The sequence below is a fragment of the Shewanella carassii genome, from assembly GCF_002777975.1.
Lineage (GTDB): Bacteria > Pseudomonadota > Gammaproteobacteria > Enterobacterales > Shewanellaceae > Shewanella > Shewanella carassii.
In genome coordinates, this window is record NZ_NGVS01000005.1 from 152,400 (window position 1) to 170,626 (window position 18,227).

Here is an 18,227-nt window from a genome sequence, read left to right on the forward strand (position 1 = left end):
CGAACTCGATAACAGCCTCTGAGCCGCTAAAAAGTCCAGAGGCTGACATCCGGGAGTGATATGAAACCGGGATACCGTGAAATAGTGAGTTGCTTTGTCCTGCTGCTGTTGATCTCCAGTCTGCAGTTGGGACGATTCCTGCTGCCTGAGCCACCGAAAAAAGAGCTGCTGAGCCAAAGGCAGATGCAGGCCGACCTGACTGTGCTGCTCGAGCAACTACAGCAACACTCGGCCTTTTGGGTACTGGATCCGGACATTGAGCCACGGCTCGAAAAACGGCTGCAACGACTGAAACAGGAATACCGAGACAACATAGCCATCAACCGTTTCACCGCCGAAGTCAATAAGCTGCTGGGAGAGCTAAAAGACCCCGGGGTCCGACTCAGTCAAACGGCACAGCCTTCCGGGGTCTTGCCCCTCAGGCTGAGAGCCATGGAAGACAAATGGCTGGCCCTCAATGACAAGGACGAGCCCCTCCACAGTGATATGCCTTTTATCAGCCATATCGACGGTCTGCCCATCAGTCATTGGCAGAAGATTGCCAATCGCTTCTTGCCTCCGGAGCAGCAAAATAGCGTGCAGCTGCAGCTCCCCTGGTTGCAGCAGCTGGATCTGCTGCGGCGAGAGATGGGACTCAGGGTCAAAGATGAGGTGTTGCTGACGCTCTATGGAGCCGATCTCCAGCCGCAAAACATAGAGATGAAAGTACCGCTGCGGTTTCGCAGTGCCCCTTTGTCGATTCTGGCCAGTTGGCAGCAATTGGCGCCTGACACAGCCCTGTTTAGCCTGACAGATCTCAACGCCATAGAGACTGATCTTCAGCTGCAACAAGATCTGTTGCGCGCCATGAGCAATCGCACCCTAGTGCTGGATCTGCGCCGCACCCGCGGTTTCAGCGACAGTCTGCTGCAGTTTCTCGGCAACTACCAGGACGGGCTCAGCAGCCAACCGCTGGGCTATGGCCGCTACCGCCGCTCGCCACAGCTGCGGCGCGACTTTCTGCGGCCGCTGCACTTTGAGCCGCTCACCCAATTCGCGCCGTTTCCGCCGGTGCGGGCCGCGCTGGACAATCAGCCCCAGCCCAACCTGAGTCACTGGTATGCCCGCCCGATCCCCAAACTGGCTGCTGCACCCGTGCCTGACTCGGGACGCCTGGTACTGCTTATCGGCCCGGATTGCCGCCAGGAGTGTGAATGGATTGCGTCTGCCGCTAAACGTTGGCGCCGGGCGCTGTTGGTGGGCGAACCTACCCGTGGCGATCTGGGGCGTTTACATCATTTCACCCTGCCGGCCAGTGGCCTTAAACTGAGTATCAGCGCCTCGCTTGGCTATGATGGCTATGGTCAGTTGCTTTCCGGGGTCGGCACAGAGCCGGATCTGCAACTGCCAACAGATGAACCCTTGCAATGGCAGGGATTGCTGTCTCTCATCTCCCCGGAGCAAAGCCTGCAGCATTCTGCAGAGGGGCAATCCGAGAACACTCAGGAAAAAGACACTCAAGTAAAGGGCACTAAAGTAAAAGACAGCCAAGCAAAGAAAGATCAGCAGTAACAAGCCCAGCATCAATAAAAGCCTGCGGGAGATTGGGTCAAAGGAGATTGGGTCAAAGAGGATTGAAGCAGGAAGAAACAATTCCCGGATAGCCCCATGAAAGGGTAAGTGGGCTATCCGGGACATGGAGAGTGCTTTGAAGCTGCGCCAGCAAGCCAATCAAAGCTCGGGGTCACTCGCGACCGACTGCTGAAAAACCTGGGCAACCGATGCCAAAAGGGCGAGCCGTCTTGGTGTGTATTGCCGACTGCACTGCCTGCCGCTAAGCCGATGTTTCATCAAAACACCCGATACAGAATGACATATCACACTTTCCCCCGCGGGAACTTTGGATTATAAACCAGAAAAACCTCCTGTGCATAACCCTGTGAACAAATATGTACTAAAGTATGACCCTCAACGATTAGAAGACCGTAACAATAGGAATCCTAGAGGTTAACTTTCCAAGATGACCACAAGATGACAATCCTTTCAACTTGTCCACAGGCAGAAAAAAGCCGCTGATGACAGCGGCCACAAATCAGATCTCGTAGTGCAATCCACACTCGCGTTTTAGCCCGTTGAAACGTGTCTCTTCTTCCGTCATCCCCAGTTCCAGTGGCTTGCTCGAATGGCTATCACCCACAGAGACATAACCCTGCTCCCAGAGGGGGTGATAGGGCAAGTCATAGCACTTGAGATACTCATGCACCTGCTTGTTGCTCCACTCGATAATCGGCAGCATCTTGTAGCGCTTGCCGTGGATAGCCAAAATCGGCAACCCTTCCCGGGTCGATGCCTGAGAGCGGCGCAACCCGGCAAACCAGGTGCCAACTTCCAGCTCAGCCAGTGCCCGCTGCATCGGCTCTACCTTGTTGATACGGTTGTATTGCTCCAGCCCTTCAAGCCCCTGCTGCCAAAGCTTACCGAATCTGGCCTCCTGCCAGGCGGCACTCGTCTCTGCCCGATAGACCTTGAGATTGAGTCCGAGCCGTTCTGTCAGTTGATCGATAAAGCGGTAGGTCTCGGGAAACAGGTAGCCGGTGTCGGTCAAGATCACTTGCGTGTCTTGCTGCACCGAGTTCACCAGATGCAGCATCACTGCCGCCTGAATACCAAAGCTGGACGACAAGGCATGACTCCCGGGCAGATAGACCAGGGCCCATTGGATCCGCGCCTCGGCACTCAATCCGCCAAGATAGCCATTGATGGCAGCGAGGGCACTTTGCTGCTCGGAGGCAGGTGCATCCAGCAAGGCCTGCAGCGCCTCGGCGCTGTACAATAAACTTGTGGTATCAGCCATGAAAGTCCCTCGCGGCGTCCAATACAGGTTTTACTATTCCGGCGCGCACCGTGAAATCACCAAAACTCTCGCCGGTTTCGCGCTCGGCGGCGTAGCGACCAAACAGAGTATCCAGCTCGCTGAGGATTTCGGCTTCCTGAATATTCTCACGGTACATCTTGTTCAATCGGGTGCCTTCGAAGCTGGCGCCCAGATACATGTTGTAGCGCCCGGGGGCCTTGCCCACAAAACCGATCTCGGCGGCAAAGGGGCGGGCACAGCCGTTGGGGCAGCCCGTCATACGCACTACTATCGCCTGATCGCCTATGGCGTGCTTGGCCTGCAGCGCATCCACATGGTCGATAAACTCGGGGAAATAACGCTCGGCTTCGGCCATGGCCAGGGCGCAGGTCGGCAGCGCCACACAGGCGATAGAATGGCCACGGGTTGCGGTGATCACCTGCCCCATCAGGCCATGCTTACGTGCCAGCGCTTCGATTTCGGCCTTATCCTCATCCGCCACTTTGGCGATGATGATGTTCTGGTTGGAAGTCATCCGAAAATCGCCCTTATGTAGCTTGGCGATTTCCCGAAGCCCGGTCTGCAACAACTTACCCTGGGTATCTTTCACCCGGCCACCTTCGATAAATAGGGTCAGATGCCAGTGGTTGTCTATGCCTTTAACCCAGCCGTATCTGTCGCCGCGATCGCCAATGACCACCTCACGCTTGGGGGCGAACTTAACCCCGGCGCGTTTCTCAACCTCGGCCTTAAAGGCCTCAAAGCCGTGATCCACTATGGTGTATTTGAGACGGGAGCGTTTACGATTGCTGCGGTTACCCCAATCGCGCTGCACTGTCATCACGGCCTCGGCAAACTTAATGGTGTCTTCGGCCTTGATAAAACCAAAGTCATCGGCCAGCCGCGGGAAGGTTTCCACTTCACCATGGGTCGAACCCATACCGCCACCGGCCACCAGATTGAAGCCCACCAGCTCGCCCTCTTGCGCCACGGCAATAAAACCCAGGTCATTGGTGTAAACATCCACGTCGTTGTCCGGTGGCACAGCTACCGCCATCTTGAACTTACGCGGCAGGTAGGTCTTGCCGTACACAGGCTCGACAGTTGCCTGCTGCTCGTCTTCTGTGCTGAGCAGCTTCTCCTCATCAAGCCAAATTTCGGCATAGGCACGGGTGTGCGGCAGCAGATGATCCGACAACTTCTTGGCCCAGAAATAAGCCTGCTGATGCAGCTTGGACTCTACCGGGTTGGGGTTACACATGACGTTGCGATTCACATCACCACAGGCGGCAATCGAATCCAGCGCTTCCCTGTCCAGCCCCTGAATAATGGTTTTCAGGTTGCGCTTGGGGATGCCGTGATACTGAAATGTCTGCCGGGTCGTCAAACGTATGCTGTTGGAGCTGGTCAGCTCCGAGGCTATCTTGTCCACACCCAGCCACTGCTCTGGAGTACAGACACCACCCGGCACCCGGGCCCGCAGCATAAAGCTGTACAGCGGCTCGAGCTTTTGCTCCTTACGTTCGTTGCGCAGATCCCTGTCGTCCTGCTGATAGAAACCGTGAAACTTGATCAGCTGTTGATCGTCGTCGCTGAAGGCGCCTGTCACTTCCGTGCCCAGACCCTCGCGTATGGTGCCGCGCAGATAGTCACTGTCGGTCTTGATATGCTCGTTGGCGGATAATTTCTGCTCACTCATGGCCTTATCTCTTTATTCCTAGGTTCTTCAGCTCAGTAGACATCTTTCTGGTAACGCTTGGCGCTGCGCAGTTGATCGAGAAACGCTTCGGCGGCCTCGTGCGTCAAACCGCCTTGCTCCATGGCCACTTCAAGCAGTGCCTGGTGCACATCTTTGGCCATTCGCTCGGCATCGCCGCACAGGTAGATATGAGCCCCGCGCTCAAGCCACTGCCACAGCTCTTTGGCCTGTTGTTTAATCTTGTGCTGAACATAGACTTTCTCCGCTTGATCCCGGGAGAAGGCCAGCGAGATCCGGCTCAGGGCGCCACTCTTGAGGTACTGTTGCCACTCGGTCTGATAGAGAAAATCCTGCTCGAAATGGGGATTACCGAAGAACAGCCAGCTGTCGCCGGCCACGCCCTCGGCCACTCTTTGCTGCATGAAGGCCCGAAATGGCGCGACACCGGTTCCAGGGCCTATCATGATCACAGGCGTCTGTGGGTCTTCGGGCAGGCGGAAGTGCTTGTTGGGTTCCACATACACCCGCACCTGAGCGCCCTCCTCGGCCCGGGCCAGAAAGTGAGAAGCGGCGCCGAAACGGCGTTGGCCGTCACGCTCCTCTTCCACCAGCGCCACTGTGAGATGCACTTCAGACTCCACTTCGCTCTGACTCGAAGCGATGGAGTAAAGCCTTGGGGTAATGGGGCGCAGCTTGTCCACCAGAGCCTGGGCAGAATCCAGCTTGGCGCCATTGAGAGGGTAACGTTTCACCAGGTCCACTAGTTGGTGGCTGAGAATAAACCGCCGGGTCTGCTCCTTGTCTTGACTGATAGTAAGCAGCTCGTCGCTCTGTACGGTTTCGGCCCAAAACTGCACCAGACCGGGATAGAGTTGGGTCAGCTCTTTGCGCTCAATCAGGGCATCACGCAACGCCACAGACTCAGTGCCAAGCTTGACCCGGGTATCCGGCGCCAGCGCCAGCGCCTCGAGAATTTCGGCCACCAGAGCCTCATCGTTATGGAAATAGACCCCCAGCGCATCCCCCGCCTGATAGCTGATGGCCGACTCGCCCAAATCGATTTCCAGATGACGGATATCCTTGAGTGAATCGCGGCCCGTCAGTTTCTGGCTGACTATCACTTCGGCGCTGTAAGGGTTTTGCTTGTCATATTCCTGGCCGATATTGCCATTGATACCTGCATTGACGGTATTGATGGACACCACATTGGTCGCTGCGCCATCGGCCGCCTGCAGCAGAGGCTTAACCCGCTCGAGGAGCTCGGTTTGCCAACTGTCGCTTTGAGACTGATAGTCCAGATCACAGTCCACTCTTGGCTGTAAAGGCTTGGCCCCGAGGGCACTCAGGCGGGCATCGAAGTCTTTGCCTGTCTGACAGAAAAACTCATAGGAGGAATCCCCCAGAGAGAGAACCGCATACTGAAGCTTATCCAGCTTGGGGGCACGTTTGGAGCCGAGAAACTTGTGCAGCTCAATGGCATCATCGGGGGCTTCACCTTCACCATGGGTACTCACTACGGCCACCAGCAGGGTTTCCTGCTTGAGGTTACGGACATTGTATTCGCCCATAGATGCCAGGTTAACGCCATATCCCAGACTCTGGGCCTTGGCGGCCAACGCCTTGGCGATACCCCGGCCATTGCCCGTCTGACTGCCATAGAGTATGGTCAGAGTTTGCCCGCTCTGGCTTTGTGGGGGAGCGCCCTCCTGCCCCTGAGCGCTGGCGGCCAGATAACCACTGACCCATGCCAGCTGCAGCGGGCTGAGCTCGGCGGTGAGTTGTTTAAGCTTATCCACTTGTGGCGCTGAGAGTGGCGAAGCCAGTGAAGAGAGTTGTTTCAGTAACATTGAGACGGCCCAGTGACAGAGTAATGTCAGCAGCTTAGCCCCACTATCGAAAAGCAAAAAAGAATAATATTTAATTTTTTATGCAAATATGGAATATGCATAGTGTGAAAATTAAGCTACAAAAGTGTGGCCCAGCGCAAAGAATTTGCTCAGACCAGTTGAGAAACACATCACATGAAGAATATGCGCTTGTTTCCACTGAAAGACTTGCGACAATGCCAAAAGCACGCTAGGGGCCATGAAGTGAATGTCTGTACCCCACACTCAGGATTTCATTCATGAGCGGGCTTGGTTCCTGAAAATATTTCAGGCAGTCCCCAATGGAAGGGAAAGACCAGTCCCCGAGTCCAGGCCAACGGACTTGTATTCTTTCACTCTGCCAGCGGAGTTTTGGCGGGGTGAATTTTGTTTATCAACCATCAGGGAATAGTCATGCAGATTGGAATACCGAGAGAGAGTCTCGCCGGTGAAACCCGGGTCGCTGCGACCCCGGCAACGGTAGAGCAGCTTAAAAAACTCGGCTTTGATGTGGCGGTGGAAGCAGGCGCAGGTGCGCTGTCCAGCTTCAGTGATGCCGCCTTCGAAGCCGCCGGTGCCAGTGTGGTACCGAATGTATGGCAGGCCGACTTGATCTTTAAGGTCAACGCGCCAACCGAAGATGAAATCAGCCAAATCAAAGATGGAGCCACCCTGGTAAGTTTTATCTGGCCGGCCCAAAATCCTGAATTGGTGGAAAAGCTGTCACAGCGCAACATCAACGTGATGGCGATGGACATGGTACCGCGGATCTCCCGCGCCCAGTCCCTCGACGCCCTCTCCTCCATGGCCAATATCGGCGGTTATCGCGCCGTAGTGGAAGCTGCCCACGAGTTTGGCCGCTTCTTTACCGGCCAAATCACTGCCGCGGGTAAAGTCCCACCGGCCAAGGTGTTGGTGATAGGCGCCGGGGTTGCCGGTCTTGCCGCCATCGGTGCCGCCGGTTCATTGGGCGCCATAGTGCGCGCCTTCGATACCCGTCTGGAAGTGGCCGAGCAGATCGAGTCCATGGGCGGTGAGTTCCTCAAGCTGGACTTTGGCGGGGAAGACGGCTCTTCCAGCGATGGCTATGCCAAAGTGATGTCTGATGAATTCATCAAGGCTGAAATGGCGCTGTTCGCCGAGCAAGCCAAGGAAGTGGATATCATCATCACCACAGCGCTGATTCCAGGCAGACCTGCGCCCAAGCTCATCACCAAAGAGATGGTCGACTCCATGAAGCCGGGTTCAGTGATTGTGGACTTGGCGGCCGCCACCGGTGGCAACTGCGAATACACCCAAAGCGGCGAACTGTTTGTGACCGACAATGGCGTTAAAGTCATAGGTTACACAGATCTGCCTGGCCGTTTGCCGGCACAGTCATCCCAGCTTTACGGCACCAACCTGGTGAACCTGATGAAGCTGATGTGCAAGGAGAAAGACGGCAACGCCAGCATAGACTTCGAAGATGTGGTGATGCGCAACATGACGGTCGTCAAGGCCGGTGAAGTCACCTTCCCGCCACCACAGATCTCTGTGACTGCGGCGCCCAAGAAACCGGCTGCCAAAGTTGAGCCGAAAAAAGCAGAAGAGAAAGCGCCATCCAAGCTCAAGTATATTTTGGGCGCTCTGGGTGTGGCCGCCTTCGGCGCCGTGGCCTCGGTGGCTCCGGCTGAGTTTCTGTCGCACTTTACTGTATTCGTGCTCGCCTGTGTGGTGGGTTACTACGTGGTTTGGAACGTGACTCATGCGCTGCATACGCCATTGATGTCAGTCACCAACGCTATTTCCGGCATTATTGTGGTAGGTGCACTGCTGCAGGTTGGCCAGGGCTCGGCCCTGATGACCGCACTGGCATTTATCGCCGTGCTGATTGCCAGTATCAACATCTTCGGCGGTTTTACCGTCACCCAGCGCATGCTGAAGATGTTCCGTAAGGATTAAGGGGGTATATCGTGTCTCAAGGACTGGTAACAGCAGCCTATATCATAGCGGCCCTGTTCTTCATCTTAAGCCTCGCAGGCTTATCGAAGCAGGAGTCTGCAAAAAATGGAAACCTGTTTGGGGTTATAGGGATGGCGATCGCTTTGATCGCTACCATACTGAATCCCGAAACCAATGGGGTTCACTGGATTATTCTCGCCATGGTGATAGGCGGTGCCATAGGTATTCGTCTGGCGCTCAAGGTTGAGATGACAGAAATGCCCGAGTTGGTGGCCATTCTCCACAGCTTTGTGGGTATGGCCGCCGTATTGGTGGGTTTCAACTCTTTCCTCGGCCTGCATCCACAGGCGATGAATGAAGTGATAGTCACTGTCGGTAATGACCTCAATGCCACGCTGGAAGCCGCCAAGGTTGCCATAGAACAGGCCGCAGCCTCGGCAGCGCATGAGCCCATGACGGGTGCCATGCTCAACATCCACCTGGTGGAAGTCTTCTTGGGGATCTTCATCGGTGCCGTGACCTTCACCGGCTCTGTGGTGGCATTCGGCAAGCTCAGAGGCATTATCTCCTCCAAGCCGATGATGTTGCCTCATCGCCACAAGCTCAACCTGCTGGCGGTAGTGGTATCCCTGCTGCTGATGATTTACTTCGTCAACGTAGGTGGCAGCATCTGGCCTCTGCTGATCATGACGCTGATAGCCTTTGCCTTTGGCTGGCACCTGGTAGCCAGCATAGGCGGCGCCGACATGCCGGTTGTGGTATCCATGCTCAACTCCTACTCTGGCTGGGCGGCCGCGGCGGCCGGCTTTATGTTGTCCAACGACCTGCTGATCGTCACAGGTGCCCTGGTGGGTTCTTCCGGTGCCATCCTGTCTTATATCATGTGTAAGGCGATGAACCGTTCCTTTATCTCTGTGATTGCCGGTGGTTTCGGTACCGATGGCGCCGTTTCCAGTGGTGATGAAGAGATGGGCGAATACCGTGAAACCACGGCCGAAGAAGTAGCCGAGCTGCTGAAAAACTCCAGCTCAGTGATCATCACCCCCGGATACGGCATGGCGGTAGCCCAGGCGCAGTATCCCGTGGCCGAGATCACCCAGAAACTGCGCAATCTGGGGGTTAAGGTGCGCTTCGGTATCCACCCGGTTGCCGGGCGTCTGCCGGGCCATATGAACGTGCTGTTGGCCGAGGCCAAAGTGCCTTATGACATAGTGCTGGAGATGGACGAGATCAATGATGATTTCGAAGACACAGATACAGTACTGGTGATAGGTGCCAACGACACGGTTAACCCGGCGGCCACTGAAGATCCTTCCAGCCCAATCGCCGGCATGCCGGTACTGGAAGTGTGGAAGGCCCGCAACGTCATCGGCTTCAAACGCTCGATGAATACAGGTTATGCTGGGGTGCAGAACCCGCTGTTCTTCAAAGACAACACCCAGATGTTGTTCGGCGATGCCAAGGCCAGCGTAGAAGCGATTTTGAAATCGCTCTAAATAGCCTGCTAAACCCATAGTCAAAGAGGGAGCCCGGTGGCTCCCTCTTCTTTTACCAGCTCAATAAAGATTTAAGCTCTCAGACCGTTATCTTCTGCGCCCAAAGCTGTCTTTGATTTTGTCCGCTATCAAGTAAGCCAAGTTCACTTGGCGAATCAATATCGGCCAACAAGCCCTAGGACAAGCACAGAGTGAGACTCAGCGGCGGATCTTCACCTCAGGCTCATTAAGCATCGCCAGCAAGGGGTTTTGCTGCATCACTCTGGATTTGAGGCCAAACCCCAAGATAAGCCCCATCACAAAACCGCCGATATGAGCCCAGTAAGCCACGCCTTCTCCGGCCAGCAACAACCCCACCAAATTGAAGACCAACCAGATGGCAAAGAAAGCCATCGGCGACAACTTCTTCTGATAGATAACAAACATAAAGGTCAAGCTGGCATGGCGGAACCACAAAAGATACATGCCGAACAGACCGGCAATGGCGCCACTGGCACCCACCATAGGGATATTAGAGCCGGGATCGGCAATGATCTGCGCCGCTGCGGCCGCCAGGCCACAAAGCAGATAAAGCCCAAGGAACCTCATCCGCCCCAAGGCATCCTCCAGGTTGTCGCCAACCACATAGAGGAAGTACATATTGCCCGCCAGGTGGAGCCAGTCGCCGTGAAGGAACATATGGCTGAACAGGGTCCATACATGGCTGCCGTGCAACACCTCATCGGCCCGCAGGGCAAAGTTGGCAAACACGGTATCGGCTATGTCCAAGTCTGTGCCATAAGCGGCAAAGATCATGATGTTGAGTGCCAGCAGCAGATAGGTGATGGCAGGCTGTGAGCGGGTCTTGAGATTGAACTCCACCGGCATTTGCGACAGAAACTGAAACAGCCAGGTTTTGACACTGATCTTGCCGTTAAGCTCGGCCAACAGCCCCTGCAGCCTTGGGGACTGCACCACTTTATTCCTTTCATCTTTATCGACCCAGACGCCACTGCAACTGTGGCAGACGTCCAGCTCTATCTGATAACCATCCATCAAATAATACCTGTGCATCTGTTCTTCACAGTGCATACAGTGACGCTTGGAAAGCCCAAGATGAGGCCCGAGCGACTCCTCTATGCGCACATGATCATTGCCATTGTCGGCAGTTGACAGCGCGCCATTAAGCTCGCCGTTATCAAACCAGATACCTTCGCAGTGATTGCAGCTATCCACCTGCTCACCGTAAAGTTCAAAGGTGCGCATCGATTCGCTGTGACACCCGGGACACTTTAAACTCATGGATTATTCCTCTGTGATATTCACATCCACGCCATAGAGCCGCTGCTAAAGGCCTTGAAAAATCAAGCACAGCTCAGGCAGAGTATCGGTCACAATCTTCCTTTTCAGGCAATACGCCCTGTGTACCGATACCAGATCAAGTTAGTTGTATATTCGCAATGGTTCGTGCGCTGAACCTGCTTGCTCAACACAACCAGGCTCAATGACAGGTGAGGCCTTACCCTATCCGGGCCATTCGCTAACGATATACTAAGTCTAAGCCCAAGCCGTCAGTTAACTTCTATTCCAGCGCGCTTAAGCTCATCGGCCATCTTCTTATAGCTTTGCTCTAACTTAGGTAAGGTGTGGGTTTCCACCTCTTCAATCAGGGCTCGCAGCTGTTTGGAGCCAAAGCTGGGTCCATAGAACTTACGTTCTATCTTGCCGACAACATCAGCAGAACCCATATAGAAACGGCGGGCACCGGAGAGGATATCGCTGGGGGTTTCCAGGGTATAGGCCGAGTACTTCATATTTTGCCAGATGAAGTCCGCCATAACTGGATGATATTCTTTGATATTATAAGGTTTTTCTTTCTCGATAAGCTCAGTGTACTCTGTCATGACTTTGACATTGTCTTTCAGCTCCTCATAGAGAGAATGCTGCAGATGATAATTGTTCTGCATATTAGTCAGGCTATCAAACTTAATCGCCTGTGACAGACCTTCCTGCGCCGCCAAATAAACCCCGGCAACCGTGGCGATAATCATAAAAATCTGGCTGACCCAAAAGCTGGTTTTCACCAACTCCTGATTATCGAATCTGATTTTTTTGGCGCCCCGACGCTGACTTGGCTCTTGATTGACTTCCATTTCGATACCTCTATGAAACTGACTGAATTTTTGAGGCCGCCATCATACAGAAGGGGGCAACCTCGAGCCAGTCCCATGGGTCATTTTTACCGCTCAGATCTCAACCAATATTCACAGTGCCGCCGCCCACCAGAGTACCACCGCAGTCAACCGCATCACCGGTTCTGGCAGCAGGCTTCCCATCGATAAAAACACTGCCCGAACCCGCGGCAATGGTACGAGGGTGCGGCGGATGTTTGGGCTTGTCGTGGGGGGCCAATGAATCACCCTGACGTGCCAGAGGAATACCATCCACCTTGACCGTGGAAGAGGCCGAAGTCACCGGCGTGGGTGGAAACCCATCATGATCTGTCCCTATATCGCCCAACTTAACGGCATTACCCATAACTGACTCCTTAATACCTTGATTAACGTCCGCAAAATTTATCTGCCCATTGCTGCACCCTGGCAAGCTCTGTCTCTGTCAGCTGCAGCCTGGCTGCCAAGGGTGCCAACTCGCCGCTCGATGATGCAGCCACTCTGGCCAGCACCCATAATTCAGACTCTCTTGGACTCAGGCCCTTGGCGGCGGCTTCCTCCCAGGCCAGAGTGACTGCCTGAGGCAAGCTGTAATAGAGTTCACTGCTATCCAGCAACGGCTTGGCATCGAGCCATAAACGGCTGAGCCAGCGTTGTTGCTGCCGACTAAGCGGCGTTTGTGGGCTCAAGGGGCGCTCGGGCTTATCGGTCCAGCAGCGGCTATCGCTCAGCAACATAGGTTCTTGCTCCATTCCCGGGCCACTTTGGCGCATCGACTCCAGCCTCTCAGGGCGGACAGGCAGCAAAGGCTCTGCGGACGCGGCATTTTTGCGCCTCTGCCCCTCAATGGCCAGCATATACTGGCGATAATCCCTGTCACTTGCATCGAGTGTCATGGGGCCAAACTGAGCCTGGGCCTGACGCAGGTACTGATAACGGCCACAAACCGCGAGCCACACCTTGGCTTCGCCGCCCGGCAACAAGCCAAATAAAATGCCTGTTTGACAAGCTTTACCACTGTCATTATCGCCGGTTGCCGCGGCCAACATCTGCCGCTGCAACTCATCAGGCAGGCGGAAACTCAGTTCATAGACCCGCTCTTCAGTGAGCGCCAGATAGCGGATAAATATCTCTTCCGGCGGCTGAACATAAGCATCGGCGTTATAAAAACTGCTGATGCAGTTGAAACAAAAATCCAGTGTCCAGGGATCCAGCCCTCCGGGAGCATTGGCCTTATGGGTCTTGAGGTCCGGGATCCGCCGAAAGCCGGTATGCACCGAAGTCCAGTCCTGCTTACTGTTGAGGCCATAGACAGTCGGCACAGGATTGCCCATGGGCATGACTTCATAATAAAAAGGCGCCACTATCTCTATATCCCAGGGAATACCTTCGCTCTGAGACGCTGCTCTGGCGCTCATGCTGCCTCCCGAGCAGGCAAACAGAAAGCCGCTCATCAGCAATAACAACAGGCGAAGTACTGTGGCAAACCCCATAGGCATACTATTTCCCTTTTACGGCCGGGTGCACGGCGCGAGCATTGCCGTCGTTGGGGATATAAGGCACGATAAAACCACCGGCGACCGATACCACATCGGCGCTGTGGTGAATAAAGTGTGGCCTCAGTGCCCGCCTGAAAGATTCATCGCCAAGCAGCGGGTGCAGTTGCCCCTGCATCGCCTGCTGCAATACCTCTTCGCAAATAGCGGCGAATGAACGACCAAGCAGGTTAAAGTGACTGTTGAGATCTTCCACCTTGTAGCTGCTGTCCGAGCTCCATTTCTGCTCGAAGGCGCCGTCATCAAAGTTCACGCCGCTGAACTTGGCCAAACCGGCCATCAGCCTTAGATACAGGCGTGACAGATCCCCTTCAACAATCCGCGTCATGGTCAGCTTCACCGTTACCCTCTCTTCCGGATCACTGTTCTCGTTGCCCTGCAATACAGGCCTGACCACATAATCGATACTCAAGTCCGAGGTCTGACACCAGTTCATGGTGACCAAACGGTCGATTTCCCGCAGCACCTTTTTACCTGCATTGGAGGCCATCACCTTGGCGGTCAATGCCGGATCGTCCCCTTGACCAAAAGCCACCGGGCTATTGCTGCTGACGGCGTTTTTCGGCAAGCGGCTGTGATAGGCGGCAACCAGCTTGGTCTCGGTAAACAGCGGATTGTAGGACTGCACCTTGCCATCGAAAAACTGGCGTGAATAGTAACCACCGCCAAGATCCGAGTGTGCCCCGGGCAACACAGCCTCAAAGAAGGGGGCCGTTGGGTTTCGAGAGGCGTTGTTGAGACTATTGAGGGAGAAGTTATACCTGAACTCATCCCTTGGATTGGCAGTGAGATGCACCACCTTCTTCACCCGCTTGGGATCCAGCCAGAGCTTCACATCCCCATTGTGTTCATCATGGGGATCTATGCCGTCCCACAGGGTCGCAATTGCAGCGACGGTATCGTAAATACCGACGAAGTGGATCTGACAATGCTCATTGTTTTGCCAATCCATATCTGAGCGCAGCGGCACATCGCTGCAATGCTTCGCCAGCGCGGCCTGGAACAGGTTATCTTTTTCCCTGAGCACCATGTTGGCGCAATGACGTGCCGCCGCTGCGCCACGACTGAAACCAAAGAGATCAAACTCAAACTTGCCTACGCCATCATACTGGTTGGCAAGGCGGCCCCACTGCGACTTGAGCTTGTTCTGACAGACATCATTCAATGCCTGCTCCACCCGGGACTCAACACCGTTATCCCCGCGTCCTGCTGCCACCCCGGCAAAGGCATCATCATCATCTATGCCGTTAGCTGGCTCTTCCAGAGACGTACCTATCCCTTTGACATACAAGCCAAACTGCAAAAGGCCAGCGCCATAGAGCTGATTGGCGTAAAGCCACTCAAGTTTCTGCACATTGGTGTATTCATTGGTAGCACTGAGATTCTCCATCGCCTTGGGCATGGGTGCCTGACACTGAGCCGCCAGTTCCAGGGCCTGTTCCTGTGACTCCACCGAGAAGCGGTTCATACAGTAATTCGCCGCCCGCTCCTGCTGTTGCCTGCCCCAATCGACGTTATAAGTGTTGTTGGCTGTGCCATCGAAAAACAGCCCCATACGCACGGTTAACCATTTGAATGCCTGGATCTCCACCACATAGGCGTTGCGGCTGAGCAGCTCTATGGCACCACTCTTGCCTTTCCCGGCTTGATGGCGCTCTGCCACGGCGGCTGTGGGAGGCTGTTGCCAAAAATCACCAACCGTTGCCTGCAAATGCTGTTTAACCGTATTGTTGAAGCCCTTGGCCGCCTTAACATATTCAGGCACGGCCGAGGTTTCGGCTGCATTCAGGGGACGCCTGGACATCACTGCCTTGAGCCAGCTGTCGGTATCAAAAGTCAGCGTCACCGCCCCCGGCGCCAAGCAGGTGATCAGTTGCGGCCCCCCCGTCAACTTGAGCTGTCGACTGTTGCCGGCGGCATCGGTAACAGTGGCTGTTAACCCGGATAAGGGCTGATTGCTTTCATCACGAAAGTCGATTTCAATCCAGTCGGTTAAGGTTTCACAGGGGATAGTGTGCTGACTCATGCATGCTCCATCCATTTAGCCAAATTCAAAAAGTCCTGTTGATTCAATCTCATTCCTTGGGCGATCGCCGGCATAGGATAGCTGACACTGCGTCCCAGACGCGCGGCAGCAAACACAGGGATATCCTCTTCATCCACCCCTTGTTCACGACCTCGCAGAATCGCCGCCTTAATGATCTCCCGCCGCTTGGGTTGCTGACTCATCAAGGGATGCAACTCTCGCCATAACTGGCGCTCAACAATATAGATATGGCGCTGGATGTCGCTTTGTCCGGCCAGATGCTCGGGTTTCATCTGCCACCAGATATCCGCATGCTCGGTATAACCGGGCTCGCCCGGGTGCAGCACCACAGTGCTGTCATGCTGGGCCTCAACGGGGCTGGCGGGATCAAGATGCTGCGCCTCATCCATGGGGTCGTCGCTGTTGCCGCTTGGCAACGGCTTGCCGACAAAGCTCAAACGGGTTATCGGCCCCAGAAAAGCCCCCAACTCAACTTGGCTAAAGCGCGGCAGCATAGGTTGCAGCACTCTTGGGTCATAGAAGCGGAATACCACTCGTTCACCATCACATGCCGCCAGCAACAGACTCTTCAAGTGGGCAAGCAGTTGCGGCCTGGGCAAATGACTCTCCAGCGCCAGAATAGGGCAATCGGCAAATGGCGCTTGCTGCAACAGTTCCGGCCGTGCCGGCACCAACCATGGCCCCTTATCTTTATGGGACTCGAGCAAGGTGCCCTGAAACAGAGGCACGGCATCCACGCCGCCCTGTTGATAATAAGCGGGCAGCAGCTTTTCATTGGCCAGGGGATTAAGCAGCCAATAGCCTAATTCACTCAGGGTGTCATTCCGTTGCACAAACATTTCCACTCCTTGATAACCAAAGCCGCGCGGCGACTCCGGCAGCAATCAATCCTTGGCTTCAACCAGCTTGCCATCTTGCAAGCGGTAATCTGTGGTAACCAGCAAAGCCTTATCAGCATTTGTATCTCTGCTGCTGATGACTCTGATTCTTGGCTCTCCGGCGGATGTGTACTGCAGTTCTATTCCATCTCTATCCGATACCAAGTCATCGGAAGGCAGTCGCCGCAGCAGATTGCCCTCGAGCCGATAAACATTCATCAGGGTCTGGTGCCCGCCTGCCTTGTATCTAAGCAGAATCTCAACTTGTCCATCTCCGTCGAGATCAACCGCTTGCAATTGGGGGGTATGGCCTGTGAAACCGTCGATGATCCGCGGATAACCCTGGCGATTATATTGCGTCAGATAAAGCTCTGCGGTGGGCATGCGATCGCCTTCGCTATCGGCAAACCAGAGGGCGGAGACATCCACTCTGGCGATAGTCCGCAACTCAAGCGTTAAACTCGCCTCCGCTGACTTCTGGGAAAAACCGTTTTCTGCTGTTGTTGCCCAAGCCGGAATCGCACCGCAACACAACAACACCCAAGCTAATACCAACTGCCTCATTATTTGTCTGCCTTACCGGTGATACGCCACCAGTCCTGTTCAAATTTCTCCACTGTGCCCTTACCAAGCACAGTGTTGTAGTATTGCTTCCAATATTTGGCTACCGCCTTGATATCCTGACCATCAGGGAAGGCCTCTCCGGTTCTGAATCTGGCTCTGGCATAGTGCACATAAGCCATGGCGGTGGCGTATTCATCATTGTTGCGCAGCTCGGATAATCTGTCATCCGAGCCTTGCAGTGCCGAAACCTTCTTCGCCAATTTCGATTTATACTTCAGGAAGTTGTCCCAGATATCATTGTGGGTTGCCGGTTCCATCTGGTACAGCCCCTTGGCGGGTCCGTTACCCATCTGATCTCTCATGGTCAGATGGCTCTCATGAGCTGCCGTCCCCAACAATAGAATTTCGGCATCTTCATCGACCACATCAAGTTTTGCCAGCGTCGGCCGGATCACTTCACGGCGAAAACGCTCGGCTTCAGTTTCTTCTGTCTGTGGCTGGGTCTCAGCTTGTTGACTATCAGCGGCACCGGGCGCCACTGCAGATGCCGCTCCGCCACCGGCCGCAGCATCTGCTGTTTCTGCCGTATCGGCTTCAGTTGAAGTCCCAGCAGCGCTTTGCGTCTGAGCTTGAGGCTGAGATTGAGCCTCCTCTTCGGTCAGCGGGCACACCTGCACCGCAGGCGCGGCGAACTCCTCGGCAACCAACAGCGCAGATAGGGGAACACTTCCCCCCTGAGGCAATATCGCTTGTTCAACCACGCCGGGTAACACAGATGCCAAACCGCTGAAACCACTGGCACTGCCTGGGCTACCCCCTGAGTTGAGGTTGATCCCTGGGCCGGAAAGATGCACCCCGGCCGGATCGACTTTGACAAAACTGCCACCGGCCTTAAGCGTTACTTCGGCGCCGGACTCGATCACTATCTTGGCACCGGCTTTCAATTGAATTTCCGGCCCGGCCTGCAGCAGGTATTTGTCTGCAACCTTGATCTGTTGGCTGGCATCCACTATCAGGCTCTTGTCGCCTGTTACCTGCTGGCGGGACTCGCCCAACACCGTCAAGTGGTCGTTGCCGCCGATGCGGCTGCGCCTTTCATTGTCCACATCCAGGTGGTTGTCGTGCTTGATATGCTCGTGTCTGTCATTCTCGGTCAGTAGGTTCAGGTCTTTCTGCGCATGCAGGTAAATCTCCTCTT

Annotated in this window: 14 protein-coding genes; 3 read left to right on the forward strand and 11 right to left on the reverse strand. The window is 54.9% G+C overall.

The genetic code is table 11. From position 1 onward, the window contains the following. Positions 1–60 precede the first annotated feature (60 nt). Positions 61–1,551, forward strand: a complete 1,491-nt coding sequence (locus tag CBE72_RS02960; protein WP_100142245.1) for a S41 family peptidase — start codon at positions 61–63, stop codon at positions 1,549–1,551. A 520-nt stretch (positions 1,552–2,071) separates the two neighbouring features. Here the strand turns inward: CBE72_RS02960 and CBE72_RS02965 are convergent. The 3 genes from CBE72_RS02965 to CBE72_RS02975 are packed head-to-tail and all read right to left on the reverse strand — an operon-like array spanning position 2,072 to position 6,379. Next, positions 2,072–2,833: a phosphoadenylyl-sulfate reductase gene (locus CBE72_RS02965; RefSeq protein WP_100142246.1), complete on the reverse strand. Its 762-nt coding sequence runs from the start codon at positions 2,831–2,833 to the stop codon at positions 2,072–2,074. Next, the gene (gene cysI, locus CBE72_RS02970) at positions 2,826–4,532 is read right to left on the reverse strand and encodes an assimilatory sulfite reductase (NADPH) hemoprotein subunit (protein WP_100142247.1); all 1,707 of its coding nucleotides are present in this window, start codon (positions 4,530–4,532) and stop codon (positions 2,826–2,828) included. Before cysI ends, CBE72_RS02965 begins: the two co-directional genes overlap by 8 nt. A 32-nt stretch (positions 4,533–4,564) precedes the next feature. Further along, the gene (locus CBE72_RS02975; protein ID WP_100142248.1) at positions 4,565–6,379 is read right to left on the reverse strand and encodes an assimilatory sulfite reductase (NADPH) flavoprotein subunit; all 1,815 of its coding nucleotides are present in this window, start codon (positions 6,377–6,379) and stop codon (positions 4,565–4,567) included. Positions 6,380–6,811: 432 nt separating this feature from the next. Between CBE72_RS02975 and pntA the strand changes: the two genes are divergently transcribed. Then, the gene (gene pntA / locus CBE72_RS02980) at positions 6,812–8,338 is read left to right on the forward strand and encodes a Re/Si-specific NAD(P)(+) transhydrogenase subunit alpha (RefSeq protein ID WP_100142249.1); all 1,527 of its coding nucleotides are present in this window, start codon (positions 6,812–6,814) and stop codon (positions 8,336–8,338) included. Positions 8,339–8,349: 11 nt separating this feature from the next. Continuing rightward, complete coding sequence (pntB, locus tag CBE72_RS02985; protein WP_100142250.1) at positions 8,350–9,834, forward strand: Re/Si-specific NAD(P)(+) transhydrogenase subunit beta; 1,485 nt, start codon at positions 8,350–8,352, stop codon at positions 9,832–9,834. Positions 9,835–10,032: 198 nt separating this feature from the next. Here pntB and CBE72_RS02990 read toward each other — a convergent pair whose 3' ends face one another. The 8 genes from CBE72_RS02990 to CBE72_RS20390 all read right to left on the reverse strand — a co-directional run. Continuing rightward, complete coding sequence (locus tag CBE72_RS02990) at positions 10,033–11,115, reverse strand: rhomboid family intramembrane serine protease (protein WP_100142251.1); 1,083 nt, start codon at positions 11,113–11,115, stop codon at positions 10,033–10,035. Positions 11,116–11,384: 269 nt separating this feature from the next. Next, the gene (locus CBE72_RS02995; protein WP_100142252.1) at positions 11,385–11,966 is read right to left on the reverse strand and encodes a hypothetical protein; all 582 of its coding nucleotides are present in this window, start codon (positions 11,964–11,966) and stop codon (positions 11,385–11,387) included. A 100-nt stretch (positions 11,967–12,066) separates the two neighbouring features. Then, a complete protein-coding gene (locus tag CBE72_RS03000) occupies positions 12,067–12,351 on the reverse strand; it encodes a type VI secretion system PAAR protein (RefSeq protein ID WP_025886893.1) in 285 nt (94 codons plus the stop codon). 22 nt (positions 12,352–12,373) lie between these two features. Then, positions 12,374–13,483, reverse strand: a complete 1,110-nt coding sequence (locus CBE72_RS03005; RefSeq protein ID WP_100142253.1) for a DUF2931 family protein — start codon at positions 13,481–13,483, stop codon at positions 12,374–12,376. Position 13,484: 1 nt separating this feature from the next. Beyond that, the gene (locus CBE72_RS03010; protein WP_157929028.1) at positions 13,485–15,566 is read right to left on the reverse strand and encodes a phospholipase effector Tle1 domain-containing protein; all 2,082 of its coding nucleotides are present in this window, start codon (positions 15,564–15,566) and stop codon (positions 13,485–13,487) included. Further along, entirely contained in the window at positions 15,563–16,426 is an 864-nt protein-coding gene (locus CBE72_RS03015) for a DUF4123 domain-containing protein (RefSeq protein ID WP_157929029.1), read from the reverse strand. Before CBE72_RS03015 ends, CBE72_RS03010 begins: the two co-directional genes overlap by 4 nt. A 45-nt stretch (positions 16,427–16,471) precedes the next feature. Next, on the reverse strand, positions 16,472–17,029 hold the full coding sequence (locus CBE72_RS03020; RefSeq protein WP_025886888.1) for a hypothetical protein: 558 nt from the start codon (positions 17,027–17,029) through the stop codon (positions 16,472–16,474). Continuing rightward, the coding region (locus tag CBE72_RS20390; protein WP_420876322.1) for a bacteriophage T4 gp5 trimerisation domain-containing protein at positions 17,029–18,227 on the reverse strand (1,199 nt) is incomplete at its 5' end. The genes CBE72_RS20390 and CBE72_RS03020, both read right to left, overlap by 1 nt.